Origin of the sequence: Kitasatospora sp. NPDC089913 (assembly GCF_044748625.1) — a bacterium.
Lineage (GTDB): Bacteria > Actinomycetota > Actinomycetes > Streptomycetales > Streptomycetaceae > Kitasatospora.
Genome location: NZ_JBIVGI010000018.1, coordinates 138470 through 164625, shown reverse-complemented (window position 1 = coordinate 164625; position 26156 = coordinate 138470). Strand labels below are relative to the sequence as shown.

General features: G+C 75.0%; 20 protein-coding genes. 12 read left to right on the top strand and 8 right to left on the bottom strand.

From position 1 onward, the window contains the following. Window positions 1-114 precede the first annotated feature (114 nt). The gene (locus ACIPYS_RS25990; protein WP_400750075.1) at window positions 115-4869 is read right to left on the bottom strand and encodes a DEAD/DEAH box helicase; all 4755 of its coding nucleotides are present in this window, start codon (window positions 4867-4869) and stop codon (window positions 115-117) included. A gap of 379 nt (window positions 4870-5248) precedes the next feature. Here ACIPYS_RS25990 and ACIPYS_RS25985 point away from each other — a divergent pair, with 379 nt between their 5' ends. The 7 genes from ACIPYS_RS25985 to rny all read left to right on the top strand — a co-directional run bounded on the left by ACIPYS_RS25985 (window position 5249) and on the right by rny (window position 13084). Beyond that, entirely contained in the window at window positions 5249-6733 is a 1485-nt protein-coding gene (locus tag ACIPYS_RS25985) for a S8 family peptidase (RefSeq protein ID WP_400750072.1), read from the top strand. An 85-nt stretch (window positions 6734-6818) separates the two neighbouring features. Then, complete coding sequence (locus ACIPYS_RS25980) at window positions 6819-7379, top strand: GNAT family N-acetyltransferase (RefSeq protein ID WP_400750069.1); 561 nt, start codon at window positions 6819-6821, stop codon at window positions 7377-7379. A 64-nt stretch (window positions 7380-7443) separates the two neighbouring features. Then, a complete protein-coding gene (locus tag ACIPYS_RS25975; protein WP_093860300.1) occupies window positions 7444-7638 on the top strand; it encodes a DUF3046 domain-containing protein in 195 nt (64 codons plus the stop codon). A gap of 249 nt (window positions 7639-7887) precedes the next feature. Continuing rightward, the gene (locus ACIPYS_RS25970) at window positions 7888-9030 is read left to right on the top strand and encodes an AI-2E family transporter (RefSeq protein WP_400750065.1); all 1143 of its coding nucleotides are present in this window, start codon (window positions 7888-7890) and stop codon (window positions 9028-9030) included. A gap of 154 nt (window positions 9031-9184) precedes the next feature. Next, complete coding sequence (recA, locus tag ACIPYS_RS25965) at window positions 9185-10303, top strand: recombinase RecA (protein ID WP_093860298.1); 1119 nt, start codon at window positions 9185-9187, stop codon at window positions 10301-10303. A 4-nt stretch (window positions 10304-10307) separates the two neighbouring features. After that, window positions 10308-11342: a regulatory protein RecX gene (locus tag ACIPYS_RS25960; protein WP_400750061.1), complete on the top strand. Its 1035-nt coding sequence runs from the start codon at window positions 10308-10310 to the stop codon at window positions 11340-11342. 290 nt (window positions 11343-11632) lie between these two features. Further along, window positions 11633-13084 carry a ribonuclease Y gene (gene rny, locus ACIPYS_RS25955; RefSeq protein ID WP_400750058.1) on the top strand — a complete coding sequence of 484 codons (1452 nt, stop codon included), beginning with the start codon at window positions 11633-11635 and terminating at the stop codon, window positions 13082-13084. Window positions 13085-13142: 58 nt separating this feature from the next. Here the strand turns inward: rny and ACIPYS_RS25950 are convergent, their stop codons facing one another. The 5 genes from ACIPYS_RS25950 to ACIPYS_RS25930 all read right to left on the bottom strand — a co-directional run bounded on the left by ACIPYS_RS25950 (window position 13143) and on the right by ACIPYS_RS25930 (window position 18534). Beyond that, on the bottom strand, window positions 13143-15008 hold the full coding sequence (locus ACIPYS_RS25950; RefSeq protein ID WP_400750055.1) for an FAD-dependent monooxygenase: 1866 nt from the start codon (window positions 15006-15008) through the stop codon (window positions 13143-13145). A 134-nt stretch (window positions 15009-15142) separates the two neighbouring features. Continuing rightward, entirely contained in the window at window positions 15143-15994 is an 852-nt protein-coding gene (locus ACIPYS_RS25945; protein WP_093860296.1) for an amino acid ABC transporter permease, read from the bottom strand. Beyond that, window positions 15991-16644, bottom strand: coding sequence for an amino acid ABC transporter permease (locus ACIPYS_RS25940; RefSeq protein WP_093860295.1), 654 nt, complete (start codon window positions 16642-16644; stop codon window positions 15991-15993). The genes ACIPYS_RS25945 and ACIPYS_RS25940 overlap by 4 nt, the downstream gene beginning before the upstream one ends. A gap of 71 nt (window positions 16645-16715) precedes the next feature. Then, window positions 16716-17624, bottom strand: coding sequence for a glutamate ABC transporter substrate-binding protein (locus tag ACIPYS_RS25935; RefSeq protein ID WP_093860294.1), 909 nt, complete (start codon window positions 17622-17624; stop codon window positions 16716-16718). 136 nt (window positions 17625-17760) lie between these two features. After that, window positions 17761-18534 (bottom strand): amino acid ABC transporter ATP-binding protein, encoded by a 774-nt coding sequence (locus ACIPYS_RS25930; protein ID WP_093860293.1) that lies wholly within the window; start codon window positions 18532-18534, stop codon window positions 17761-17763. A 414-nt stretch (window positions 18535-18948) separates the two neighbouring features. On the opposite strand from ACIPYS_RS25930, the gene ACIPYS_RS25925 reads away from it, so the two are divergent. Continuing rightward, the gene (locus ACIPYS_RS25925; protein ID WP_093860292.1) at window positions 18949-19704 is read left to right on the top strand and encodes a response regulator transcription factor; all 756 of its coding nucleotides are present in this window, start codon (window positions 18949-18951) and stop codon (window positions 19702-19704) included. A gap of 6 nt (window positions 19705-19710) precedes the next feature. Next, the gene (locus ACIPYS_RS25920; protein WP_093860291.1) at window positions 19711-21150 is read left to right on the top strand and encodes a HAMP domain-containing sensor histidine kinase; all 1440 of its coding nucleotides are present in this window, start codon (window positions 19711-19713) and stop codon (window positions 21148-21150) included. 78 nt (window positions 21151-21228) lie between these two features. Here ACIPYS_RS25920 and ACIPYS_RS25915 read toward each other — a convergent pair whose 3' ends face one another. Further along, entirely contained in the window at window positions 21229-22236 is a 1008-nt protein-coding gene (locus ACIPYS_RS25915; protein WP_093860290.1) for a TAXI family TRAP transporter solute-binding subunit, read from the bottom strand. A gap of 83 nt (window positions 22237-22319) precedes the next feature. On the opposite strand from ACIPYS_RS25915, the gene miaB reads away from it, so the two are divergent. Beyond that, window positions 22320-23822 carry a tRNA (N6-isopentenyl adenosine(37)-C2)-methylthiotransferase MiaB gene (gene miaB, locus ACIPYS_RS25910; RefSeq protein ID WP_286158630.1) on the top strand — a complete coding sequence of 501 codons (1503 nt, stop codon included), beginning with the start codon at window positions 22320-22322 and terminating at the stop codon, window positions 23820-23822. A 123-nt stretch (window positions 23823-23945) separates the two neighbouring features. Continuing rightward, window positions 23946-24644, top strand: coding sequence for a class III extradiol dioxygenase subunit B-like domain-containing protein (locus tag ACIPYS_RS25905; protein WP_093864869.1), 699 nt, complete (start codon window positions 23946-23948; stop codon window positions 24642-24644). A gap of 24 nt (window positions 24645-24668) precedes the next feature. Here the strand turns inward: ACIPYS_RS25905 and ACIPYS_RS25900 are convergent, their stop codons facing one another. Beyond that, a complete protein-coding gene (locus tag ACIPYS_RS25900) occupies window positions 24669-25004 on the bottom strand; it encodes an antitoxin (RefSeq protein ID WP_093860289.1) in 336 nt (111 codons plus the stop codon). A gap of 139 nt (window positions 25005-25143) precedes the next feature. Here ACIPYS_RS25900 and miaA point away from each other — a divergent pair, with 139 nt between their 5' ends. Then, window positions 25144-26103, top strand: a complete 960-nt coding sequence (gene miaA, locus ACIPYS_RS25895; protein WP_231978561.1) for a tRNA (adenosine(37)-N6)-dimethylallyltransferase MiaA — start codon at window positions 25144-25146, stop codon at window positions 26101-26103. Window positions 26104-26156: the final 53 nt, after the last annotated feature.

Genomic DNA, 26156 nt, shown 5'->3' with positions numbered 1-26156 from the left:
GGCCGCTTCCGGGTGCTTTCCGGTCCCCTTGCGTCGACGGGCCGACGCCGCCGACGCCGCCGAAGCCGTCGGCCCGTCGACGCGTCGGCGCCGCCGACACCGTCGGTGCCGCGCTCAGGGGCGCAGCCGCAGACCGCGCGGGGTGGGGTGGAAGCCCGCCTCCTCCAGGGCGGCACCGAGCGCCGAGCCGAGGGCGGGCTCGCCGTTGGCCCGTTCGACGGTCACGCTGCCCAGCGCCCCGGCCCGGGCCGCCCCGGCCAGCGCGGCCGCCGCGGCGGCGAGTGTCGCAGCGTCCTCCGGCCAGGCCAGCAGGGACTTGCCGCCGCGCTCGACGTACAGGCACAGCTCGCCGTCGACCAGGACCACCAGGGCGCCGGCCTTCCGGCCGGGCCGGTGCGCCTTGCCCGCGGTCTCGGCCGCCCCGGTGGGCGGCTCGGGCCACGGCAGCGCGGCCCCGTAGGCGTTGGCCGGATCGGCGGCGGCCAGGACCAGGGCCTGCGGGGGCTCGGCGGCGGGGGCGGCCGGCCACTCCGCGCCCCGGGCCCGCTCCAGCCGTCCGTTGACCGAGCGCAGCCGGTCGGCGGCGCCCTCCATGGCGAACTGGGCGCCGCCCAGCCCCTCGACGAAGTAGCCCCGGCGGGCCCGGCCGCGCTCCTCCATGGCGGCGAGCACCCGGTAGACCCCGGCGAAGCCGCCCGGGACCCGCTCCGCGACCACCGTGCCCCGGGTGAGCAGACCGTGCCGGTCCAGCAGGCCCTGGGCCTGGGCGGTGGCCCGGAGGGTGGGGTCGGTGGTGAACGGGGGCAGCAGCGACCAGCGGCCGCCCACCGTCGGCGGGCCGCTGCGCAGGGCTCCGCCGAGCCGGCCGTGGGCCCGGCCGGCACCGCCGTAGCGGCCGCGCGGGGTGGCCCGGGGTGCCCGGTGCGCGGTGGCTCCGGCCGTTCGCCCGGATCCGAGCAGGGCCCGCAGCGGGGCCAGGGTGTCGTTGCTGACGTAGCCGGCCCAGACGAGGTCCCACAGGGCCTCGACGATCTCGGGCTCGGGTGTCTCCGGGAGGTGGGCGACCAGTTGGCGGAAGAACAGCCCGTAGCCGCCGGCCAGTGCCTCCAGCAGGGCGGTGTGGACCGGGGTGACGGTGGGCGGGACCGGCTCGGGCCGCAGCAGCTGGGCGTTCTCGGCCAGGTGCAGGCTGATCCAGCCGTCCTTGCCGGGGAGCGCGCCCGCGCCGGCCCAGCCGACCTCGCCGGCCGCCGTCAGCTCGTCGAGCAGGCCGGGGGAGTAGTCGCTCAGCCGGGCCGGGAGGATCAGCTTCTCCAGCGCCGAGGCGGGCAGGGCGGCCCCCTGGAGCTGCTCGACCACCCGGAGCAGGCCGTCCGGTCCGCGCAGCCGGTGGCCGGCCAGGTGCTGCCACTGCGGCAGGAAGGCGGCCAGCGCGCGGGGCGGGACGGGTTCGACCTCCTGGCGCAGGGCCGCCAGCGAACGGCGGCGCAGTCGGCGCAGCACCTCGGCGTCGCACCACTCGACCGCGCCGGGGTGCCCCTCGGCGGGGGCGGCGTGCGGAGCTTCCGGACCGGGGCGGTGGGTGCCGGGCGGGCGGAACTCGCCCTGGACCAGGCGGCCGGTGGCGGTGAGCCGGTGCAGGGTGCCGGTGACCACGGCGGTGCCGAGGCCGAAGCGGGCGGCGGCCTCGGCGGCGGTGAACGGGCCGTGGGTGCGGGCGTGCCGGGCGAGCAGGTCGCCGAGCGGGTCCTTGACCGGTTCGGTGAAGGCCTCCGGGACGCCGACCGGGAGCGGGGTGCCGAGGGCGTCGCGCAGCCGGCCGGCGTCCTCGACGGCGGCCCAGCGCAGCTCGCCGGCGATCCGGACCTGGATCACCCGGCGGGCGGCCTCGAGTTCGAGGGCCAGGAGCGGTTCGGCGCCGCGGTCGGTCAGCTCGGCCTCGCTGAGCGGGCCGAGCAGGCGCAGCGCGTCGGCGACCCCCTCGGCGTCCTTGATCCGGCGCTCCGGGGTGAGCCGCTGGAGCTCGGCCTCCAGCTCGGCGAGGACGTCCGGGTCGAGCAGCTCCCGCAGCTCGGCCTGGCCGAGGAGTTCGGACAGCAGCCGGGAGTCGAGCGAGAGGGCGGCGGCGCGGCGCTCGGCGAGCGGGGAGTCGCCCTCGTAGAGGAACTGCGCGACGTAGCCGAAGAGCAGTGAGCGGGCGAACGGGGAGGGCTCGGGGGTGGTGACCTCGACCAGGCGGACGGCCCGGGACTCGAGGTCGCCCATCAGCTCGACCAGGCCGGGGACGTCGAAGACGTCCTGGAGGCACTCGCGGACGGCCTCCAGGACGATCGGGAAGGAGCCGTACTCGGCGGCGACCTCCAGCAGCTGGGCGGCGCGCCGGCGCTGCTGCCAGAGCGGGGTGCGCTTGCCGGGGTTGCGACGGGGGAGCAGCAGGGCGCGGCCGGCGCACTCGCGGAAGCGGGAGGCGAACAGGGCGGAGCCGCCGACCTGGTCGGTGACCAACTGCTCGATCTCCTGCGGGTCGAACAGGGCGGCGTCGGCGCCGACCGGGGCGTCGTCGGAGACCGGTCCGGTGGCGGTGCCCGCGGCGGTGGCGGGGCCGCCGAAGTCGAAGTCGGGCGAGAGCAGGTCGGCGTCGGGCAGCCGGAGCACGATGCCGTCGTCCGCGTGCATGACCTGCGGGTCGAGACCGTGCTTCTCGCGCAGCCGGGCGGCCAGGGCGAGCGCCCACGGGGCGTGCACCTGGGCGCCGAACGGGGAGTGGACGACGATCCGCCAGTCCCCCAGCTCGTCGCGGAAGCGCTCGACCACGATGGTGCGGTCGTCGGGGAGGTGGCCGCAGGCGGTGCGCTGCTCGGTGAGGTAGTCGAGCAGGTTGGCGGCGGCCCAGTCGTCCAGGCCGGCCCGCTTCAGCCGCTCGGTGGCGGCCGCCGGGTCGAGTGCGCCGAGTTCGCGGGTGAAGGCGCCGAGGGCGCGGCCGAGTTCGAGCGGGCGGCCGAGGGTGTCGCCCTTCCAGAACGGCAGCCGGCCGGGGATCCCGGGGGCCGGGGTGACCAGCACCTTGTCGTGGGTGATGTCCTCGATCCGCCAGGAGGTGGTGCCGAGGGTGAAGACGTCGCCGACCCGGGACTCGTAGACCATCTCCTCGTCCAGCTCGCCGACCCGGCGCCCGCCGGCGCCCTTCCGGTCGTCGGTGCCGGCGATGAAGACGCCGAACAGGCCCCGGTCGGGGATGGTGCCGCCGGAGGTGACGGCGAGCCGCTGGGCGCCGGGGCGGCCGGTGACCGTGCCGGCCACCCGGTCCCAGACCAGGCGGGGGCGCAGCTCGGCGAAGGCGTCGGAGGGGTAGCGGCCGGCCAGCATGTCGAGCACCGCGTCGAAGGCGGACTGCGGCAGGGTCGCGAACGGTGCGGCCCGGCGGACCAGCGTGAGCAGGTCGTCGACCTGCCAGGTGTCCATCCCGGTCATCGCGACCAGCTGCTGCGCGAGGACGTCGAGCGGGTTGCGCGGGATGCGCAGCGCCTCGATCCGGCCGGCCCGCATCCGCTCGGTGACCACGGCGGACTGGACGAGGTCGCCCCGGTACTTGGGGAAGACGACGCCGGTGGAGACGGCGCCGACCTGGTGGCCGGCCCGCCCGACCCGCTGCAGGCCGGAGGCGACCGAGGGCGGGGACTCGACCTGGACCACCAGCTCGACGGCGCCCATGTCGATGCCGAGCTCCAGGCTGGAGGTGGCGACCACGGCGGGCAGCCGCCCGGCCTTGAGCTCCTCCTCGACCAGGGCGCGCTGCTCCTTGGAGACCGAGCCGTGGTGGGCCCGGGCGATCACCGGCGGGGCGCCGCGGGCGGCGCCGGAGCCGCCCATCAGCAGGGCGGGGGCGTGCGCCTCCGGCGGCGGGGTACCGCCGGCCCGCTCCAGGGCGATCTCGTTCAGCCGGTTGCAGAGCCGCTCGGCGAGGCGGCGGGAGTTGGCGAAGACGATGGTCGAGCGGTGGGCCTGGACGAGGTCGACGATCCGCTCCTCGACGTGCGGCCAGATCGAGGCTTTCCGCTGCGGGTCCTCGGCACCGGCGGCGCCGGTCGAGGGGGCGGCGGGCAGGTCGTCGAGGTCCGGGACGGGGACCACCACGGAGAGGTCGAACTCCTTGGCGGCGGGCGGCTGGACCACCTCGGCGCCGCGCCCGGGGCTGAGGAAGCGGGCGACCTCCTCGACCGGGCGGACGGTGGCGGACAGGCCGATCCGGCGGGCCGGGCGGTCGAGCAGCTCGTCCAGCCGTTCCAGGGAGAGGGCGAGGTGGGCGCCGCGCTTGGTGCCGGCCACGGCGTGCACCTCGTCCAGGATCACCGTGTCCACGCCGCGCAGGGCCTCCCGGGCGGCGGAGGTGAGCAGCAGGAAGAGCGATTCGGGGGTGGTGATCAGGATGTCCGGCGGGTGGGTGGCGAAGCGCCGGCGGTCGGCGGCGGGGGTGTCGCCGGAGCGGATGCCCACCTGGACCTCCGGCTCGGGCAGGCCGAGCCGGACGGCGGCCTGGCGCAGGCCGGCCAGCGGTGCGCGGAGGTTGCGCTCGACGTCCACCGCGAGGGCCTTGAGCGGGGAGATGTAGAGGACCCGGCAGCGGCGGCCCGGCTCGGCCGGGGGCGGGGTGCTGCTGAGCCGGTCCAGCGCGGACAGGAAGGCCGCGAGGGTCTTGCCGGAGCCGGTGGGGGCGACCACGAGCACGTCGGTGTCCCGGCCGATGGCGTGCCAGGCCTCGGCCTGGGCGGCGGTCGGCGCGGAGAAGGCGCCCGTGAACCAGGCCCGGGTGGCCGGGGCGAAGCCGGCCAGCGGGTCGGCCGGGGGCGGGGTCGGGTGCTCGGTCGCCATCCCCCCATGGTGCCGGGTGGCACTGACAACGCGGGCCGGGCGGCGGTGGCCGGGTGGCCGTTCGGGGCAATCGGGAAGGCGAGTCGGACAAACCGACCATATGGTGATGATTCTTACCACCGTGATGCTTCTGTGATGATCAGCCCTCCGGTGGCCGGCCGGCTCCGGCACGGCCGCCGGGCCGACGAGCGGAGACCGTGCCATGGCGCAGGCGGACCCGTCCGGCCGCGGCGGTCCTCTCCCGGGCCCCGGTCCTCTCCCCGCTCCCGGCGCGGGACCGGCCCCCGGGGCGGGCCCGGCGCCCGTGCCCGTCCGGGCGGCCGGCCCCGGCAGGCCGGTCCGGCGCCGCACCCGGGGGCCGCTCCGGGTCCTGCTCGCGATGCTGCTGACCGCGCTGGTCGTCGGCGGCGCCGTGCCCTACGTCGCCGGGCCGGGCCGCGCCTTCCTCAGCTACCTGGTGCTGGCGGAGCGGGCCGACGCCGACGGGGCCGCGCGCGCGGCCGCCGAGGCCCGGGCGGCCGGGGGACAGGTGGTCCAGGAGTACCCGCAGATCGGGGCGGTGCTCGCGTACGCCGGCGGGGGCTTCGCGGAGAAGGTCCGGGGCCGGCCGGGAGTGGCCGCGGTCGGGGCCAGCCGCACCTCGCCGGTGCCCGGGCCGCCCCGGCCGCTGGACGGCGCCGGCGACTTCCGGGCCGGGACGGACCCGGCGGCCGGCGACCGGGCCGGTGGCGACCGGGCACCGTCCGGGCGCGCCGGGGACGGCCGGGACGGCGGGGACGACGCCACCGCCACCGTGCCGGACCCGGGCGAGCAGGACGCCTGGAACCTCGCGCTGCTCGGCGCCGCCCCCGCCGCCGCCGCGGACGCCACCCCCGATCTGCTGCGCGGCGCCGGAACCCCGGCGGCCGACGCCCTGCGCCGGGTGCTGGTCGCCGTCCTCGACTCCGGCGTCGACGACACCCACCCCGATCTGCGCGCCGCCGTGGACCCGAGGAGCTCCGCCTCCTGCGCCGACGGCCGCCCCGACGCCAGGACCGGCGCCTGGCGCCCGGACGCCGGGGTGGGCGAGAGCGGCCACGGCACCCATGTCGCCGGGATCGTCGGTGCGGCCAGGGACGGCCGGGGCGTCAGCGGGGTCGCGCCCGGTGTGCGGATCGCCGCCGTCCGGCTGCTCGGTCCGCTCGGCCAGTACTACGCCGAGAACATCGTCTGCGGCATGCTCTGGGCCGCCGACCACGGCGCCCGGGCGATCAACAACAGCTACTTCGCCGACCCGTGGAAGTACAACTGCCCCGAGGACCCCGACCAGGCCGCGCTGACCGCCGCCGTCGGCCGGGCCGTCGAGTACGCCCGGGCGAAGGGCGCGGTGGTGGTCGCCTCGGCGGGCAACGACGCGCAGGACCTCGGCGCGCCCCGCACCGACGAGCGCAGCCCCAACGACCGCACGACCGGTCCGCCGCAGTCCCGCCACGTCGGCCCCGAGTGCGTCCGGCTGCCCGGCGAACTGCCCGGCGTGGTCACGGTGACCGCCGTCGACCGGGACGGCCGCCCGTCCGCGTACACCAACTACGGGCGCGGCCACGTCTCCCTGGCCGCCCCCGGCGGGGACCCGGACGGCGGCGCCCGGGGGGCGGTGGTCTCCGACTGGCCCGGGGGCCGGTACGCCGCGCTGGCCGGCACCTCGATGGCCGCCGCGCACGTCACCGGCGCGGTCGCGGTGGCCGCCGCGCTGCACCCGGACTGGGGCTCCGACCGGCTGGCAGCCCTGCTCGCCGCGGACGCGGCGGCCGCCTGCCCGCCCGGGCCGCACGTCTGCGGGGACCACGAGTTCTACGGCGCCGGGGCGCTGGCGCTGCCGCACTGAGCCGCGGCCGCGCCGGGGTGGTGCGGGGCCGGAGGGCCGCGGAAAACCGGGTGACGGCGCGGGGACGGCGGGCGAGGATCACGGGATGGACACCTTCCTCACCACCGAGCGGCTGGTACTGCGCCGCTTCACCGACGCCGACGTGGACGCCCTGGTGGAACTGGACGCCGACCCGGAGGTGACCCGCTACCTCACCGGCGGCCGGCCCACCCCGCGGGCGGTGGTCGAGGACACCCTGCTGCCGCTGTACTTCGACCACTACCGGCGGTTCGGCGACCTCGGCTGGTGGGCCGCCGAGGAGCGGGAGGGCGGCGCCTTCCTCGGCTGGTTCGAGTTCCGGTCGCTCGACGGCGACCGCGCCGAGGTCGAGCTGGGCTACCGGCTGCGCCGCGCGGCCTGGGGGCACGGCTACGCCACCGAGGGCTCCCGGGCGCTGGTCCGACGGGGCTTCACCGGGCTGGGCGTGGAGCGGGTGGTGGCGTACACGATGGCGGTCAACCGCGGGTCCCGGCGGGTGATGGAGAAGGCCGGGCTCTCGTACGTGCGCACCTTCCACGAGGACTACCCGGAGACGATCGCGGGCAGCGAGCACGGCGAGGTCGAGTACGCGCTGACGGCCGCCGACTGGCGGGCCCGAGCGGCCTGAGCGGCCCGGGCGCCGGGTGCCGGGAGCCCGGACCGGCGGGCGGGCGGTCCGGGATACTGGGGGCATGAGGCTGACGGAGTTCTGGCGGCGAATGTACGAGCACTTCGGCGAGGCGTACGCGGAGTCCTTCGCGAGCGACCACGTGATGAGCGAGCTGGGCGGGCGGACCGTCCGGCAGGCCCTGGACGCGGGCCAGGAGGCCAAGGACGTCTGGCGGGTCGTCTGCGAGACCCAGGGAGTGTCCGGCGTGCTCCGCTGACCCCGGCCCGCGCGGGGGACCGGGCCCGACCGGCCCCCGCTCCGCTCCGCGAACCCTCCGGCAGTGCTCGAACGTTCGTCGGGCATGGGTCAAACTGTGCGGGTGGCAAGCAGTGCAGAACAGCCGAATCCGGACAGGTCGGCGCAGGTCGCCGACGAGGCCGCGGGCCCTCCGCCCGCCTCCCCGCCGGGCCCGCCCGGGGAGCCGACCGGACCCCGGACCGCGGGTGACGGTCTCTGGGGTTCCGGCATGCCGCGCTGGCTGCCGCGGGCGATGGTGCTCGCACTGGTCCTGGTCGGGGTGTTCCAGCTCGCCGACTGGGCCTTCCACCAGCTGATCGACCTCTTCGTGATGCTGCTGGTCTCGTTCTTCCTCTCGCTGGCGCTGGAGCCGGCGGTGGACCGGATGGCGGCCCGCGGCGTGCGCCGGGGCATCGGCACCTTCCTGGTCTTCGTCGCGGTGGCGATCGCCGTGGCCGGATTCCTGACCGCGCTCGGGACCCTGCTGGTCGACCAGGTCGCGAAGATCGCGGGTGACCTGCCCCACCTGCTGGACAACCTGATCGACTGGGTCAACCGCACCTTCCACCAGGACCTCTCGCTGGACGAGCTGCAGAAGAAGCTGCTCAAGGACTCCGGCGCGATCGAGAACTACGCCCAGCAGGCCGCGGACAACGTCTGGGGCGTCTCCTCGACCCTGATCGGCGGGCTCTTCCAGGCCTTCACGGTCGGCCTCTTCACCTTCTACTTCACCGCCGACGGGCCCCGGGTGCGGCGGACCGTCTGTTCGATGCTGCCGCCCGCCAAGCAGGCGGAGGTGCTGCGGGCCTGGGAGATCGCCCTCGCCAAGACCGGCGGCTACCTCTACTCGCGGGCCCTGCTCGCGGTGGTGTCGGCCCTCGCACACTGGGTGATGTTCGCGCTGCTGGACCTGCCCTACGCGGCCGCGCTCGCGGTCTGGGTCGGCGTCATGTCGCAGTTCGTGCCGACCATCGGCACCTATCTCGCCGGGGCGCTGCCGGTGCTGGTGGCGCTCACCACCCCGCAGCCGGTGGACGCGCTCTGGGTGCTGGCCTTCGTGGTGGTCTACCAGCAGATCGAGAACTACCTGCTGCATCCGCGGATCACCGCGCGGACGGTCGACGTGCACCCGGCGGTGGCGTTCGGCGCGGTGATCGCGGGCGCGGCGCTGCTGGGCGCGGTCGGCGCGCTGATCGCGATCCCGGCGGCGGCCACCCTGCAGGGCTTCGTCGGGACGTACGTGCGCCGCTACGAGGTGGCCACGGACCCGCGGATCGACCGGGGCGAGCAGCGCCGGCACCGCCGGGAGCTGCGCCGGGAGGCGGCCCGGCGGCTGCGGCGGATGGTCGGCGGGGACTCCGGGCGGAAGTAGTCCGAACGGCTCCGGCTTGATTCGAACACTTGTTCTTTGTACTCTCCGGCGCAGAGTTTTCCCCAGGCAGAGCCCGGTCGGGGCCGATTGTCAGTGGAAGGCGCTAGCGTCGAGGACGATGAAGCGCACAGCACAGAACCCGAGGGTGGAAGCCATGGCAGGTACGGACCGCGAGAAGGCTCTTGAGACGGCGCTCGCCCAGATCGAGCGCCAGTTCGGCAAGGGCTCGGTGATGCGCCTCGGCGAGAAGGCGAACGAGCCGATCGAGGTGATCTCCACCGGTTCCACCGCCCTGGACGTCGCGCTCGGGGTCGGCGGCATCCCGCGCGGCCGGGTGGTCGAGATCTACGGTCCCGAGTCCTCCGGCAAGACCACGCTGACGCTGCACCTGGCGGCCAACGCCCAGAAGGCCGGCGGCACGGTCGCCTTCGTCGACGCGGAGCACGCGCTCGACCCGGAGTACGCCAAGAAGCTCGGCGTGGACACCGACGCCCTGCTGGTCAGCCAGCCGGACACCGGCGAGCAGGCGCTGGAGATCACCGACATGCTGATCCGCTCCGGCGCGATCGACCTGGTGATCATCGACTCGGTGGCGGCGCTCGTGCCGCGGGCCGAGATCGAGGGCGAGATGGGCGACTCCCACGTCGGTCTGCAGGCCCGCCTGATGAGCCAGGCGCTGCGGAAGATCGCCGGTGCGCTGAACCAGTCGAACACCACCGCGGTCTTCATCAACCAGCTGCGCGAGAAGATCGGCGTCATGTTCGGCTCGCCGGAGACCACGACCGGTGGCCGGGCGCTGAAGTTCTACGCCTCGGTCCGGCTGGACATCCGCCGGATCGAGACCCTGAAGGACGGCACCGAGGCGGTCGGCAACCGCACCCGGGTCAAGGTCGTCAAGAACAAGGTCGCCGCGCCGTTCAAGCAGGCCGAGTTCGACATCCTCTACGGCGTGGGCATCAGCCGCGAGGGCGGCCTGATCGACATGGGCGTGGAGCACGGCTTCATCCGCAAGTCGGGCGCCTGGTACACCTACGAGGGCGACCAGCTCGGCCAGGGCAAGGAGAACGCCCGCAACTTCCTGCGGGACAACCCGCAGCTGGCCGACGAGATCGAGCGGAAGCTCAAGAGCAAGCTGGGCATCGGCCCGAAGGTGGAGGAGCCGGCCGAGGGCGAGGCGGCGGGTGGCGCCGAGGGCGCGGCCAAGCCGATCACCGCGACCGCCGCCAAGACGGCAGCGGCGAAGAAGACGACGGCGGCGGCCGCCAAGGCCTGAGTCGTTGACGCAGCACAGTGGGCCGGTCGGCCCCGAGGAGTCCGAAGAGGACGACGACTACGGGCCGCCGGACTGGTTCGCGGCTGTCGCGGGTCCAGGGGCCGAGTCGCCGGCCCGGCGGCGGGTCCGGGCGGAATCGGTCTGGGACCCGGCATGGTCGCCGGAGCCCGCGCCGGAGCGGGCCCGCGCGGTGAAGCGTCCGGCGGCCCGTCCGGCGGACGTGGACGGGCTGGGGCTGGTCCAGGCCTCCGAGCTGCCCGCAGGGCGGCGCCGACGGCGCTCGGCGCTGGAGGCCGAGAGCGGCCCGGCCGTCCGGAGCGAGCGGGACGGCCGGGGCGAGGGAGCGGGGTCGGCCGGTCACGGGGGTGCGGCCGACCTCGCTCCGGAGTTCCCGGACGAACCTCCCGCGCGGCGGTCCGGCCGTACCCGGAGGGCCGCCGCTCCCGGGGGCCGGGAGCACGACGGCGCGGAGCGTGCTCCGGGCCGTCGCGGAGCAGGCCGCGGTGCCCGGACCGAGGAGCCGGCCGATCCCGAGAGCCGGGCGCGGGACATCTGCCTGCGGCTGCTCACGGGTGCGGCCAAGAGCCGCAAGCAGCTCGCCGACGCCCTGCGCAAGCGGGAGATCCCGGACGAGGTCGCCGAGGAGGTGCTGACCCGGCTGGAGGAGGTCGGGCTGATCGACGACGCGGCCTTCGCCCGGGCCTGGGTGGAGTCCCGGCACAGCGTCCGCGGACTCTCCCGGCGTGCGCTGGCACAGGAGCTGCGGACCAAGGGCATCTCCGGTGACCTCGCCGAACAGGCCCTGGCCCAGCTCGACCACGACGACGAGGCCGAGGCGGCCCGGGCCCTGGTCGACCGGCGGCTGCGGGCCACCCGGGGCCTGGAGCGGCAGACCCGCACCCGCCGACTGGTCGGGCTGCTCGCCCGGCGCGGTTACTCCGAGGGCCTGGCCTTCCGGGTGGTCCGCGACGCCCTGGACGCGGAGGGCGCCGAGGACGAGGACGAGTACGGCGACGAGGGCGACGGCTACGAGGACTGAGTCCGGCCCGGCTGCTCCCGGCTGCTCCTGGTTGCTCCTGAGGGCTCCGCTCGGTGAGGCCGGTCGGGTCGGCCCGGTCCGCCCCGAGTGTTACCGGAGGGTTGGTCAACTGCCTGGCCAGTCTTGACCGTTTCGTAACCCGCGCTTAGCCTCGCACTCAGTGCGGGAGCACGTCGACCGTTCCTCGGCCGCCCCGGCCGTACGCCCGGCCATGCCTGTGACCGGGCGGTTCCGGGCGGCCGCGCGGTGGTCCCGGGCGGTGTGCCGCGGCGGGACGGGGAGTGGGCAGCATGAGGATCGCGGTGAGCGCCGGATCGGCCGCTTCCCTTGCGGCGGCCGTCCTGCTGGTGGTCCTGGCGACAGCGTGGCTACTGGTCCGGCGGTCGAGGGTCGCGCGTCGTCGCGCCGCCGCGGCGGCCGAACGGGCCCGGCAGCAGACCGAGCAGCGGGCCGACCGGCTGCGGGCCGAACTCGACCGGCGCGAGGAGCGGCTGGCCGGGGAGTTCGACCGGCTCCGTACCCGCGAGGACGAACTCGCCCAGCGCTCGGCCGCGTTGGCCCGCGTCTCGGCGGAGGCCGGGGAGCTCCTCCGGCGCCGGGCGGTCGAGCTGGAGCGGACCGCCGGGCTCTCCGCCGCCGAGGCCCGCGCCGAACTCGTCCGGGAGGCCGAGTCGGAGGCCCGCCGGGAGGCGGCGGTCGCCGTCCGGGAGATCGAGCGCGCCGCCCGCGAGGAGGGCGAGCAGCGGGCCCGGGGCATCCTGGCCGGGGCGATCCAGCGGCTGGCGGCGGAACAGACCGCCGAGACCGCGGTGTCGGTGTTCCGGTTGCCCAACGAGGAGATGAAGGGCCGGGTGATCGGGCGCGAGGGCCGCAACATCCGGACCTTCGAGGCCGTCACCGGCGTCAATCTGATCATCGACGACACCCCCTCGGTGGTGCAGCTCTCCTGCTTCGACCCGGTCCGCCGGGAGACCGCCCGGCTCACCCTGGAGCACCTGGTGGAGGACGGCCGGATCCACCCTCTGCGGATCGAGCACGAGCACGAGCGCAGCCGGGTCGAGGTCGAGCGCCGCTGTGTGCGGGCCGGCGAGGACGCGCTGCTCGCCGTCCGGGTCGGCGCCATGGACCCGGAGCTGGTCCGGACCCTCGGCACCCTGCGCTACCGGGCCTCGTACGGGCAGAACGTGCTCGGCCACCTGGTGGAGTCGGCGCACCTGGCCGGGATGATGGCCGCCGAACTCGGGGTGGACCCGGAGCCGGTGCGGCGCGCGGCGCTGCTGCACGACATCGGCAAGGCGCTGACCCACGAGGTCGAGGGCAGCCACGCGGCGATCGGCGCCGACCTGGCCCGGCGGTTCGGCGAGTCGGCGGACGTGGTGCACGCGATCGCCGCGCACCACGGCGAGGTGGAGCCCCGCACGGTGGAGGCGGTGCTCACCCAGGCCGCCGACGCCTGCTCGGGCGCGCGGCCGGGGGCCCGCAAGGAGTCGCTGGAGGCGTACGTGCGGCGGCTGGAGCGGTTGGAGGAGATCGCCCGGGCGCACGACGGCGTGGCCACCGTCTACGCGATGCAGGCCGGCCGGGAGGTGCGGGTGATGGTCCGGCCGGAGGTGGTGGACGACCTCGGGGCGCAGGTGATCGCCCGCGAGGTCGCCAAGCAGGTCGCCGAGGAGCTGACCTATCCGGGCCAGATCCGGGTCACCGTGGTCCGCGAGAGCCGGGCGACCGAGGTGGCCCGGTAGCCGACCGGGTGGATCCGGAGGTCGAGCCGTCCGGCCGCCGGGCTCGGTCGGCGCCCGGTCAGCGCCCGGACGGGCGGACCGGCGGGGCCTGCTCGGCGGTCGGGGCGGCGGTCGGCGTGGTGGCCGGAGCAGCGGTGACCGGGCCGGTGGCCGTGGTGCCGCCGGCCGTGGCACCGGTGGCCGCGGCAGCGGGAGACGCGGTCCCGGCGGCCGTGGCGCCGGGCCCCGCCGGCTCCGGGGCCGCTGCCTCCTGGTCGGGCCCGCCGGTGAGCGAGGCCGGACCGCCCCTGGCCCCGTCGGCCAGCGCCTGGAGGTCCTCCGCCGCCGCACCCTGGGTCACCCCGACCAGATGGCCGTCGGGCCGGATCAGCAGCACGGTGTGCGGGCCGGCGCCCGGATAGGCCTCGGTGACCAGGACCTCGGCGGGCACCGGCAGCGCGGCGGCGACCTCGGCCAGCCGGGGCATCAGCCCGGCGCCCAGCCAGCGCTCCGCGGACCACACGGCGGTGCCGGGCGCGACCAGCAGCAGCAGGAAGCCCGCCCCGAGCCGGGAGTGCAACCGGTCCGGGGTGCCGTCGGTGGCCAGTACCGGCAGGTCGGGGACGAGTACCCCGGGGGCGGTGGCGGGCAGCAGCTCGCTGAGCGAGGTGGTGCTGCGGGCGCCCCGCTGGACCGGGACCCGCCCGGGCACGCCGGAGGGGGCGGCCGGATAGGCGGGGGCGCCGCCGAACCGCCCGGTGCCGAGATGCCCGTCGGCGAGCATCGGGGCGTGCTTGCGGAAGGAGCCGGTGAGCAGCGAGCGCCGGGTCTGGGCCCAGCCGCGCAGCGGGCGCAGCAGTGGCATGGCCTGGTCGACGGCGCGCAGCCGGGCGCCGACCGCGCCGCGGCGTTCGGCCTCGTAACCGTCGAGCAGGGAGCCGCCGGGCTGCGGGCCGCCCGCGTGGAGATGCCAGGCGAGGGCGAGCCGCCAGGCCAGGTTGTCGGCGTCGCGCAGACCGTCGGTGAGGTTCTGCATGCCGAGCGCGCCGTGCAGATGGGCGGCGTCGCCGGCCAGGAAGCAGCGGCCGACCCGGAACCGGGCGGCCAGCCGCTGCTGGGCGGTGTGGTCGGCGGCGGCGAGCAGGTCGAACTTCGGGAGCTCGCCGCACCAGCCGGTGAGGGTGGCGGAGACCCTGGTGAGCAGCGTGTCGCCGGTGACGATGCCGGGCCAGGTGGCGTGCGGGTCGACCGGTTCGGTGGGGGCCGGCCGACCCGGGGGGAGCCGCCAGTCGAGGCGCCAGACGCCGTCCGGCAGCGGGCGGGCGGTGGCTTCGCGGTCGCCGCGCCACGGCGGCTCGCGGTGCAGCCGGGGTTCGGTGAACGGCAGGTCGACCCGGACGGTGGCGATCGCGCTGCGGTCGACGGCGGGCCGTCCGGGGAAGCGGACCTTCAGCAGTTTGCGGACGGCCGAGCGGGCGCCGTCGCAGCCGACCAGGTGGCTGCCGCGCCACCAGGTCTCGGTGCCGTCCTGCGGGTTGCGGGTGAGCACGCTGACGCCGTCCCGGTCCTGTTCGAGCCGGGTGACCCGGTTCAGCGGGACCAGTCCGACCAGCGGGCTGCCGGTGAGGGCGTCGCGGAGGCCGCGCTGGAGGCGGTGCTGGGGCAGGTGCAGCACGGGGGTGTCGGCGAGGTCGATCCGGAGCACCTCCTGGCGGCGGCGCCAGACGGCGAAGGCGTCCCAGCGGGCGGCGTCGGAGGCCGCCCGGGTGTAGCCGATCCGGGTCAGGAAGGCGGCGGTGTCGGCGCCGAGGACGACGCTGCGCGGGCTCTCGGGGCAGAGACCGGAGCCCTCGTCGAGGACGACGGTCGGCACCTCGTGCCGGGCCAGGGCGAGGGCCAGGGCCAGGCCGACCGGCCCGGCCCCGACCACGATCACCGGGTCCATGCCGGTCCCTCCGGGCCCGGGCGGGCGCCGTGGATCTCGGAGCACGGACCGGCCGTCAGCCTGCCGTCATATGCCGCGTGGATGCTCCCGGATGGTGTCACGAAGAGCAATGCAACAGTTCACCTGCGTGTCCGTCAAGCAGCAGCTGAAGTGCGCCGGTTCGCGCCGCGTCGGCCACGTGCCTCGATCCACCGGGCGAGCGCGGTGAGCAGGAGGCACATCGCGATGTACACGGGGCCGATCACCAGGACCACGGGGATGTAAGGGAAGCCCGCGGCGTTGAGCGGCTGGGTGGCGATGGCCTTCCCCACGAAGAGCAGCTCGTGGTAGGTGATGATGGCGCCCAGCGAGGTGTCCTTGAGGGTGACGACCAGCTGGCCGATCATCGTGGGCAGCATCGAGCGGACCGCCTGCGGGACCAGGATGGTGGTCATCACCTGGGTCTTGCGCATGCCGAGCGCGAACGCCGCCTCGCCCTGGCCGCGCGGCACCGCGTTGACGCCGCTGCGGATGATCTCGGCCTGGACCGAGCCGTTGTAGAGGGTGAGGCCGAGCACCAGGGCCCACATCGGCTCCTTGGCGAAGAAGCCGTAGTAGAGCGCGACGATCAGGATCAGCAGGGGCATCGCCCGGAAGAACTGGACCACCGAGACGCAGACCCAGCGCACCGGCCGGTGGTCGGAGAGCTGCCCGGCCGCCAGCAGCGCGCCCAGCACCAGCGAGAACACCGCCGCCAGCCCGAAGGCCTTCAGGGTCGCGACCAGGCCGTCGACGATCCGCTGCTGGATGGTCGTGTACTGGAAGGCGTCCCAGAGGCCGGCCTCGAACTGGCCGTTGTCGTTCAGCGTGATGAAGACGTACCAGGCCAGGCCGGCGATGCCGAGCAGCGAGAGCACCCCGAAGATCCGGTTGCGGTTGCGCGCCCTCGGCCCGGGGGCGTCGTAGAGGACGCTGGCCGTCGCGGAGCGGGTGAAGAGGTTGCTCATCGGGCCACCGCCAGTCGGGACTCCAGGAAACGGAACAGCAGGGCGACAGCGGCACTGATCAGCAGGTAGGCGCAGGCGACCCAGAAGAAGATCGCGAAGATCGAGTAGCCGTCCCCGTCGGAGAAGCCCTGCTGGACGCTGTACAGCTCGCCGACGCTGAACGCGCCGGCGATCGCCGAGTTCCTCGGCAGCGCGATGAAGACGCTGCTCATCGGGGCCAGCACCGTCCTGGCCGCCTGCGGCAGGACGATCTGGGTCAGGGTCTGGCCGAAGGTCAGGCCGAGGCTGCGGGCCGCCTCGGCCTGACCGATCGGGACCGTGTTGATGCCCGAGCGCAGCACCTCGCAGACGAACGCCGCGGTGTAGCTGCCGAGCGCCAGCACCGCGAACACGAGGTGGCTGAAGTGCACCCCGAGCGGCGGCAGGCCGAAGGTCACGGCGAAGAACAGCACGGTCAGCGGGGTGTTGCGGAAGATCGTCACCCAGCCGGTGCCGAAGGCACGGAGGACGGGGACGGGGGAGACCCGGAAGGCCGCCAGCAGGGTGCCCAGCAGCAGGGCGAGCAGCGCGCTGAGCGCGCTCAGCTCGATCGTCTGCAGGAAGCCGTCGCGGAACAGCGCGAAGTTGCCGTTCTCGAACAGGAAGCCCATCCGGCGGCCCTCCTCTCAGGGTTCGGTGATGAAGGGGAGCGGTGGCCCGGTGGCCCGGTGCCCCGGGTGGATCAGTAGCGGTCGAGCGCCGGCGGCTGCGGGGCGGCGGCGCCGGAGAGCCCGAGGGTGGCGTCGTAGGCCTTCTTCCAGTCGCCGTTGTCCTGGTGGGCCTTGAGCGCGTCGCTGATCGCGTCGCGCAGCGCCTTGTCGTCCTTGCCCAGGCCGACGCCGTAGTTCTCCTTGGTGAACGGCTGGCCGACCACCTTGAGCTTGGGCGAGTACTTCGAGGCGTAGCCCTTGAGGATGGCGTCGTCCGTGGTGACCGCGTCCACCTCGCCCGACATCAGCTTCTCGACGCAGGCCGAGTAGGTGTCGAACTGGGTGATCTTCGGCGAGTACTTCTCGATGTTCTTGATCGAGGTGGAGCCGGTGGCGGTGCAGACGTTCTTGCCGTTGAGCGAGTCCGGGCCGGTGATCGCGGTGTTGTCGGACTTCACCAGCAGGTCCTGGCCGGCGACGTAGTACGGGCCGGCGAAGGAGACGGTCTTCTTGCGCTCGTCGTTGATGCTGTAGGTGCCGACGTAGAAGTCGATCTGGCCCTTGGAGATGGCCGGCTCGCGCTGCGAGGAGACCAGGGTCTGCCACTTGATCTGCTGCGGGGTGAAGCCGAGGTCCGCGGCGACCATCTTGGCGATCTCGATGTCGAAGCCGCTGCGGTCGCCGCTGGCGAGGTCCTCCCAGCCGAGGAACGGCTGGTCGGACTTGGCGCCGATGATCAGCTGGCCGCGCTTCCTGGCCTCGGCCAGCACGGCCGAGTCGACCTTGACGTCGGTCTTCACGGTGTAGGTGGGCAGCGCGGGGGCGGCGCTGCCGCCGGACGAGGTGTTGGCGGCGCCGGGCGTGCCGTCCTTGCCGCAGGCGGCGGTGGCGGTGAGCGCGATGGCGCAGAGCGCGACGGCGAAGGTGCGACGAGTCCTCATGAGGGCAGTTCTCCTCGGGCTTGGCCACGGGTCGACCGGGCTCTGGCGAAGGGTGCGGTACGGGTGGGGGCCCGGCGGGCGGGAGGGTCGGGCGCGCGGTGGCGCCCGCCGCCGGCCGGGGGTCCGGACCGGGGGATCAGTGGTGCAGGATCTTGGAGAGGAAGTCCTTGGCGCGCTCGGAGCGCGGTGCGGTGAAGAACGCCTCGGGGGTGTTCTGCTCGACGATCCGGCCGTCCGCCATGAACAGCACCCGGTTGGCGGCGGAGCGGGCGAAGCCCATCTCGTGGGTGACGACGACCATCGTCATGCCGTCGGCGGCCAGCTGGCGCATGACCTCCAGCACCTCGTTGATCATCTCGGGGTCGAGTGCCGAGGTGGGCTCGTCGAAGAGCATCACCTTGGGGTTCATCGCCAGCGCCCGGGCGATCGCGACGCGCTGCTGCTGGCCGCCGGACAGCTGGGCCGGGTACTTCGACGCCTGGGCGCCGACGCCGACCCGCTCCAGCAGTTCCTCGGCGGTCCGCACGGCCTGGTCCTTGGCGATGCCGCGGACCTTCACCTGGCCGAGGACCACGTTCTCCAGCACGGTCTTGTGGGCGAACAGGTTGAAGCTCTGGAAGACCATGCCGACCTCGGCCCGCAGCCGGGCCAGCTCCCGGCCCTCGGCGGGCAGCGGGCGGCCGTCGATGGTGATCGTCCCGGAGTCGACGGTCTCCAGCCGGTTGATCGTCCGGCACAGCGTGGACTTGCCGGAGCCGGAGGGGCCGATCAGGACGACCACCTCGCCCTGCTTGATCTCCAGGTCGATGTCCTGGAGGACGTGCAGCGCACCGAAGTGCTTGTTGACGTTGCGCAGGACCACCAGGGGAGCGGCGTCGGCGCGGGAGTCCTGGTCGAGGCTCGTGCTCATCGGGCCTGCTCCCTCGGGTCGGCCCGTGGGTGCGAACTCCCTTGGGCGGCAATGGTGGTAGGAATCCGAGAGCCGCAGCCGGCGGAGCCGCGGCCCTCGGTGGGGCGACCATAGGAGCCCTGACGGCGCCACGTCAGCCGATCTGAGTGGAATTTGAGGATCACGATCCGGACACACGCCCGGCGGACGCTGTTCACCTGGGCCCGGCAGGGGCACAGTGACAGCGTCCGGAGGTCGCGGGGGCGTGATCGCGGAGCCCCGGCGGTGGCGGACGGCCGTCGGCCGAGCCTGGCGTCCGGACGTCCGCTGGCCCATACTGCGCAGAACCGGGACCTGCCCGGCAGGGGCCGTGACGATCGCACGGCGACCGAGGGACACCCCCCGGCAAACCGTCCGGGAGAGGAGGAGAGAACCATGCGACTGCTGCTCGTCGAGGACGACGAACGCGTGGCCGCCGCGCTGGTCGCGGTCCTGGGCCGGCACGGCTTCCAGGTCCGGCACGCCCGCAGCGGGCACGAGGCCCTGGACGCCCTGGTGCCGGACGGCAACGAGCCGTACCGGGTGGTCCTGCTCGACCTCGGGCTGCCCGACCGGGACGGCTTCGAGGTCTGCAGCCGGATCCGGGCCGGCAGCGGCGTACCGGTGATCATGGTGACCGCGCGGGCCGACATACGCTCCCGGATCCACGGCCTCAACCTGGGCGCCGACGACTACGTCACCAAGCCCTACGACATGGGCGAGCTGCTCGCCCGGATCCACGCCGTCGCCCGCCGCGGCGCCGCGCCCGCCGCCGCCACCGCGCCCGCCCCGGACGCCGTCCCGCAGCAGCGCGGCCCGCTGGAGTCCCGCGGCATCGTGATCGACCGCGAGCGCCGCCGGGTCAGCGTCGACGGCCGGGACGTGCCGCTCACCCGCAAGGAGTTCGACCTGCTGGCGCTGCTCGCCCAGAGCCCCGGCGTGGTCTACCGCCGCGAGCAGATATTCAGCGAGGTCTGGCGCAGCGGCTGGGAGGGCAACGGCCGCACCCTGGAGGTGCACATCGGCTCGCTGCGCACCAAGCTCGCCCTGCCCGGCCTGGTCGAGGCCGTCCGCGGCGTGGGCTACCGGCTGATCCCGGAATGCCCGGCGCCCGCCGCCGACAGCCCGCCCCCGGCCCGCGCGGAGCACTGACCGCACGTGCGCACCCGCCTCCTCGGCATCCTGATCGCGCTGATGCTCTGTGTGCTCGCCGCGCTCGGAATGCCGCTCGCCGCGGCGTTCGCGGCCGCCGAACAGAGCCGGGTGGTGGTCGACCGCCTGGACGACGCCGCCCGGTTCGCCCAGGACCTGCCGACCTCCGGCGTCTCCGGCCTCGAGTCGGCGCTCAAGGGCGACCCCCGGCCCGCCCCCGGCGACCTCAGCCGCCGCCACGCGCTGGACGCCGAGGTGGTGCGCTACCACGAGCTGTACGGGGTGCGGATCGGCATCTTCCAGCGCGACGGCGTACCGATCGCGGTGGCCCCGGCCGACTGGCGGGTGCCCGCCAGCGGCTGGGCCGACCAGGCCTTCCAGGAGGCGCTCGACGGCCGGCGCAGCCACAACCCGCCGCAGGTCTGGCCGTGGACCCCGGACCGGACGCTCACCGTCGCCACCCCGGTGGTCCGCGACGGCGACGTGGTCGCGGTGGTGCTCAGCGACTCCCCGACCGGTGCGCTGCGCACCCGGGTCCTGCGCCAGTGGCTGGTCATCGGGGCCGGGGAGGCCGCCGCGATGATCGTCGCCGTGCTGCTCGCGGCCCGGCTGACCGAATGGGTGCTGCGCCCGGTCCGCACCCTGGACCGGGCCACCCACGACATCGCCACCGGCCGGATGAACGCCAGGGTGGCGCCGGGCGGCGGACCGCCCGAGCTGCAGCGGCTCGCCCGCTCGTTCAACGAGATGGCCGACCACGTGGTGCTCGCCCTGGACCAGCAGAAGGCCTTCGTCGCCGACGCCTCGCACCAGCTGCGCAATCCGCTGGCGGCACTGCTGCTGCGGGTCGAGGTGCTGGGTCTGGAGCTGCCCGAGGGCCACGACGAGGAGCTCGGCGGGGTCCGCGAGGAGGGCGTCCGGCTGGCCCGGGTACTGGACGACCTGCTCGGGCTGGCCACCGCCGAGCACGCCCGCCCCGAACCCGAGCCCACCGACCTGGCCGTGCTCACCCTGGCCCGGGTGGACGCCTGGCGTCCGCTGGCCGGGCAGCGCGGGATCGAGCTGGTCTGGGAGGGCCCGGCACTGGCGCTCGGCCTGGCCGACCCGATCGGCTTCGGCAGCGCGCTGGACGCGGTGGTCGACAACGCGCTCAAGTTCGGCCCGCCCGGCAGCCGGGTGCGGGTGCTGGTCGCGGTGCGCCGCGAGGAGGTCGCGGTGACCGTCTCGGACCAGGGGCCGGGCCTCACCGAGGAGGAGCTGGCCCGGGCCGGCGACCGCTTCTGGCGCAGCACCCGCCACCAGAACGTGGACGGCTCGGGTCTCGGCCTGTCGATCGCCACCACCCTGCTCCAGGCCGCCGGCGGCTCGCTCACGTTCGGCACCGCCGTCCCGCACGGCCTCGCCGTGACCCTCGCCGTCCCCCGCGCCGCCGACAAGCGCGGCTGAGGGGCGGGGCGCCGGGGCCGGACCCGGTCGGGCCCGGGGGTCAGGGCCCGGCCCGCGGACCGGGGTCCGGCCCGAGGGTCAGGGCTTGACCGAGCGGTAGTAGCGGGCGGCACCCTCGTGCAGCGGGAGCGGGTCGGTGTAGACGGCGGTGCGCAGGTCGACCAGCTGGGCGGCGTGGACCTGGGCGCCGATCTGGTCGCGGCTGTCGATCACGGCGCGGGTGATGCCCTGGACCAGGTCGTCGTCCACGTCGGCGCGGGTGATCAGCAGGTTGGGCACGGCGACGGTGGCGACCGCGTCCTGGGGCTCGGCGTTGGGGTAGGTGCCCTTGGGCATGGTGGCCGCCCGGTAGGCGTCGGTGCCGCCGCCCTCGACCTTGTGGACCGACTCGGCCAGGTCGCCCAGCGGCACGATCCGGATCCGGACGTGCTCGGACAGGTCGGTGAGCGCGCTGGTCGGCAGGCCGCCGGACCAGAAGAAGGCGTCCACCTCCCCGCGTCGCAGCCCGTCGGCGGCGTCGCCGATGCCCAGCGGGGCCTGGACGATGTCGTGGTCCGGGTCCAGCCCGGCCGCGGCCAGCAGCCGCCGGGTGACCAGGTTGACGCCCGAGAGCGGCTGGCCGACGCCGACCCGCAGGCCCTTGAGGTCGGAGGCCCGGCGCACCGGGGAGTCGGCCGGCACGATCAGCTGCAGGTAGTCGTCGTAGAGCCGGGCGATGGCCCGCAGCTTCTCCCGGCCGGGGCCGGTGTACTGGGCCACGGCGTCCGCGGTGGCTATCGCGAAGTCGTCCCGGCCGGAGGTGACCCGGCGGAGGTTGTCGATCGAGCCCTCGGAGTTGTCGAGCTCCAGCCGGACCCCGGGCATCGCCCTGGCCAGCTGGGCGTCCAGCAGCTGTCCGTACCGGTCGTACACCCCGCGCTGGACACCGGTGGCCAGGCGGGTCTCGCCGCGCGGGTAGCCGGGGGAGCGGCTCTCCGACAGCCACCAGCCGCCCAGGCCGGCCAGCACCAGGACGAGCGCCGCCACGATCCGCCACAGCGGTCGGCGCGCGGCGGTGCCGAGTCGGGAGGAGGTGCGGGAGGCCATGGAGGGATAGTGCCAGGCGCCCGCGGCGAACGGGAGGGGGAAGCGCGGGGAAGCACGGCGGGCGCTGCCCGTACCCTGGTCGGGTGAGCGGTGACAGCGGATCCAAGAGCTACAAGGTCGTCACGTACGGCTGCCAGATGAACGTCCACGACTCGGAGCGGCTCTCCGGGTTGCTGGAGGACGCCGGGTACGTCAAGGCGGGCCAGGAGGGCGACCCCGACCTGGTGGTCTTCAACACCTGCGCGGTGCGGGAGAACGCCGACAACAAGCTGTACGGCAACCTCGGACAGCTGGCCCCGGTCAAGACCCGCCACAAGGGCATGCAGATCGCCGTCGGCGGCTGCCTGGCCCAGAAGGACCGGGACACCATCGTCGCCAAGGCCCCCTGGGTCGACGTGGTGTTCGGCACCCACAACATCGGCCACCTGCCGGCGCTGCTGGAGCGGGCCGCGGTCGAGCGCAAGGCCCAGGTCGAGATCCTGGAGTCCCTGGAGACCTTCCCCTCCACCCTGCCCACCCGCCGGGAGTCCGCGTACGCCGCCTGGGTCGCGATCTCGGTCGGCTGCAACAACACCTGCACCTTCTGCATCGTCCCCGCGCTGCGCGGCAAGGAGGAGGACCGCCGGCCCGGCGACGTCCTCGCCGAGATCGAGGCGCTGGTCGGCGAGGGCGTCATCGAGGTGACCCTGCTCGGCCAGAACGTCAACGCCTACGGCTCCGACCTGGGCGACCGCGAGGCGTTCTCCAAGCTGCTGCGCGCCGCCGGGCAGATCGAGGGCCTGGAGCGGATCCGCTTCACCTCGCCGCACCCGCGCGACTTCACGGACGACGTGATCGCCGCGATGGCCGAGACCCCGAACGTGATGCACCAGCTGCACATGCCGCTGCAGTCGGGCTCGGACCGGGTCCTCAAGGCGATGCGCCGCTCCTACCGGCAGGACCGCTTCCTGGGCATCATCCGCAAGGTGCGGGAGGCGATGCCGGACGCCGCCATCTCCACCGACATCATCGTGGGCTTCCCCGGCGAGACCGAGGAGGACTTCGAGGAGACCATGAAGGTCGTCCGCGAGGCCCGCTTCACCAACGCCTTCACCTTCCAGTACTCCAAGCGCCCGGGCACCCCGGCCGCCGAGATGGACGAGCAGGTCCCGAAGGCGGTCGTCCAGGCCCGCTACGACCGGCTGATCGCGCTCCAGGAGGAGATCTCCTGGGACGAGAACAAGAAGCAGGTCGGCCGTGTCCTGGAGATCCTGGTCGCCGAGGGCGAGGGCAAGAAGGACGACCGGACCGACCGGCTCTCCGGCCGCGCCCCGGACAACCGGCTGGTGCACTTCACCCGGCCCGCCGAGCCGGTCCGCCCGGGCGACACGGTCACCGTGGAGATCACCTACGCCGCCCCGCACCACCTGCTGGCCGAGGGGCCGACGCTCGCGGTGCGGCGGACCCGGGCCGGCGACGCCTGGGAGAAGCGCAAGGGCGCGGCCGCGGCCAAGCCGGCCGGCGTGATGCTGGGGCTGCCGTCGATCGGTGCCCCGAAGGCGCTGCCGCTCGCCGCCCCGGCCGGGGGCGCCTGCTGCGGGGACTGACCCGGCACCGGCCGGCCCGGGAGGGCGGTCGGACCTTCGCCCGGTACCGGACGGCCCGGGGGACCCGCACGGTCCCCCGGGCCGTCCGGCGTTCCCGGCGGGTCAACCCCTAGAGTGATCCACATGCTGGTTGCCGCCGCCGTGTGCCCCTGTCCGCCGCTGCTCGTCCCGGAGGTCGCCGCCGGGGCCTCGGCCGAGCTCGAGCCGCTGCGCGCGGCCTGCGACGAGGCGCTAGGGGTGGTGCTCGCGGCCGGGCCGGACCTGCTCGTCGTCGTCGGCACCGGTCCGGAGGCCGAGGTCTGGACCGAGGGCGGGGCCGGGTCCTTCCACCGGTACGGCGTGCCGGTGGTGGCCGCGCTGCCGGGCGGCCGGGCCGAGGGCCCCGAGCTGTCGCCCGCGCTGACCGTCGGTGCCTGGCTGCTGGGCCGGGCCGGGGCCACCCTGCCGACGCACGCCTGCGCGGTGCCCGCCGACGCGCCCGCGGACCGGATGCTCGGACTCGGCCAGGGCCTGGCCGGGCTGGCCGACCGGGTCGGGCTGCTGGTGATGGGCGACGGCAGTGCCTGCCGCTCGCTGAAGGCGCCCGGCTACCTGGACGAGCGGGCCGAGGGCTACGACGCGGCGCTGGCGCGGGCGCTGGGCACGGCGGACACGGCCGCGCTGGCGGCGCTGGACCCGGGCCTGGCGGCCGAGCTGAAGGCCGAGGGCCGGGCGCCCTGGCAGGTGCTGGCCGGCGCCGCCGAGGGCGCCGGCCTCACCGCGCGGCTGGGTTACCAGGACGCGCCGTACGGGGTCGGGTACCTGGTCGCCTCCTGGAGCTGAGCCCCGGGCCGGGCCCGGGGGCGGTCAGCCGGTGGGGCCGGGCGCTCCGCCGTTCGGGCTGCCGTTCGGGCCGCCCGGGACAGTGCCGGTGCCTCCGGCGTCCGGAGCGCTCCCGGTGTTCGGAGCGCTCCCGGTGCTCCCGGTGCCCTCGGGCTTGTGGGCGAAGTCGTCCACGGCGGTCCTGGCCTTGCTGGTGCCGTGCTCGATCTTCTCGCTGTACTTGCCCTTGGTGGCCTTGTCGATCGCGCCGCCCGCCTTGTCCACCGCGCTCCCGATCTGGTCGCTGTGCTTGCCGGCGAACTCGCTGGCCTTCTCCTTGAGCTCCCCGGCCTTGCCCTTGAGGTTGTCCATCAGACCCATGGCGCCTCACCCTTCGTTCGCTGTCTCTCTCACAACGTCCGTCACGCCCGAACCGTTCGCAACGGGACGGAAAGGACGAAAACGGGGGTCCGAACGGGGGGCCGGTCGGTCGGCCGCCGTTCTTTGGCAGACTTGTCCGGTGAGCAGCTCCACTACTGTCCCGCCCGGCCGCCCCCGTGTCGTCTCGGTCGTCGGCGCGACCGCCGCCGGCAAGTCCGACCTGGCCGTGGCCCTGGCCCGCGCCCTCGGCGGCGAAGTGATCAACACCGACTCCATGCAGCTCTACCGGGGCATGGACATCGGCACCGCCAAGCTCACCGCGGCGGAGCGGGGCGGGATCCCGCACCACCTGATGGACGTCTGGGACGTCACCGAGGCCGCCAGCGTCGCCGAGTACCAGCGGCTGGCCCGGGCCGAGATCGACCGGCTGCTCGCGGCCGGCCGCACCCCCGTCCTGGTGGGCGGCTCCGGTCTGTACGTGCGGGCGGCGATCGACGAGATGGAGTTCCCGGGCACCGACCCGGAGGTCCGGGCCCGGCTGGAGGCCGAGCTGGAGCAGCTCGGCCCGTACGCGCTGCACGGCCGGCTGGCCGCGCTGGACCCGGCGGCGGCCGAGGCCATCCTCACCGGCAACGGCCGGCGGATCGTCCGGGCGCTGGAGGTCATCGAGATCACCGGGCAGCCGTTCACCGCGAACCTGCCGAGCAACACCGCCGTGTACGACGCGGTGCAGATCGGCGTCGCGGTGCCGCGGCCCGAGCTGGACGAGCGGATCACCCTGCGGGTGGACCGGATGTGGCGGGACGGGCTTCTCGACGAGGTGCGGGCGCTGGAGCGGATCGGACTGCGCGAGGGGCGGACGGCCTCCCGGGCGCTCGGCTACCAGCAGGTGCTGGACCACTTCGCCGGGACCTGCACGGAGGACGAGGCCCGGGCCGAGACCGTCCGGGCGACCAAGCGCTTCGCCCGGCGGCAGGAGTCCTGGTTCCGCCGGGACGACCGGATCCACTGGCTCTCCCGGCCGGCCGGGACCGACCCGGCCGAGCTGCTCGACCGTTCGCTGGGGCTGATCGATCGTCAGGAAACGGCCGCCCGGTAGGCGGTTTCCGGCCATCCGGCGGTGCAGTTGCGCGGGCAGAGGGCCGTGCAGCA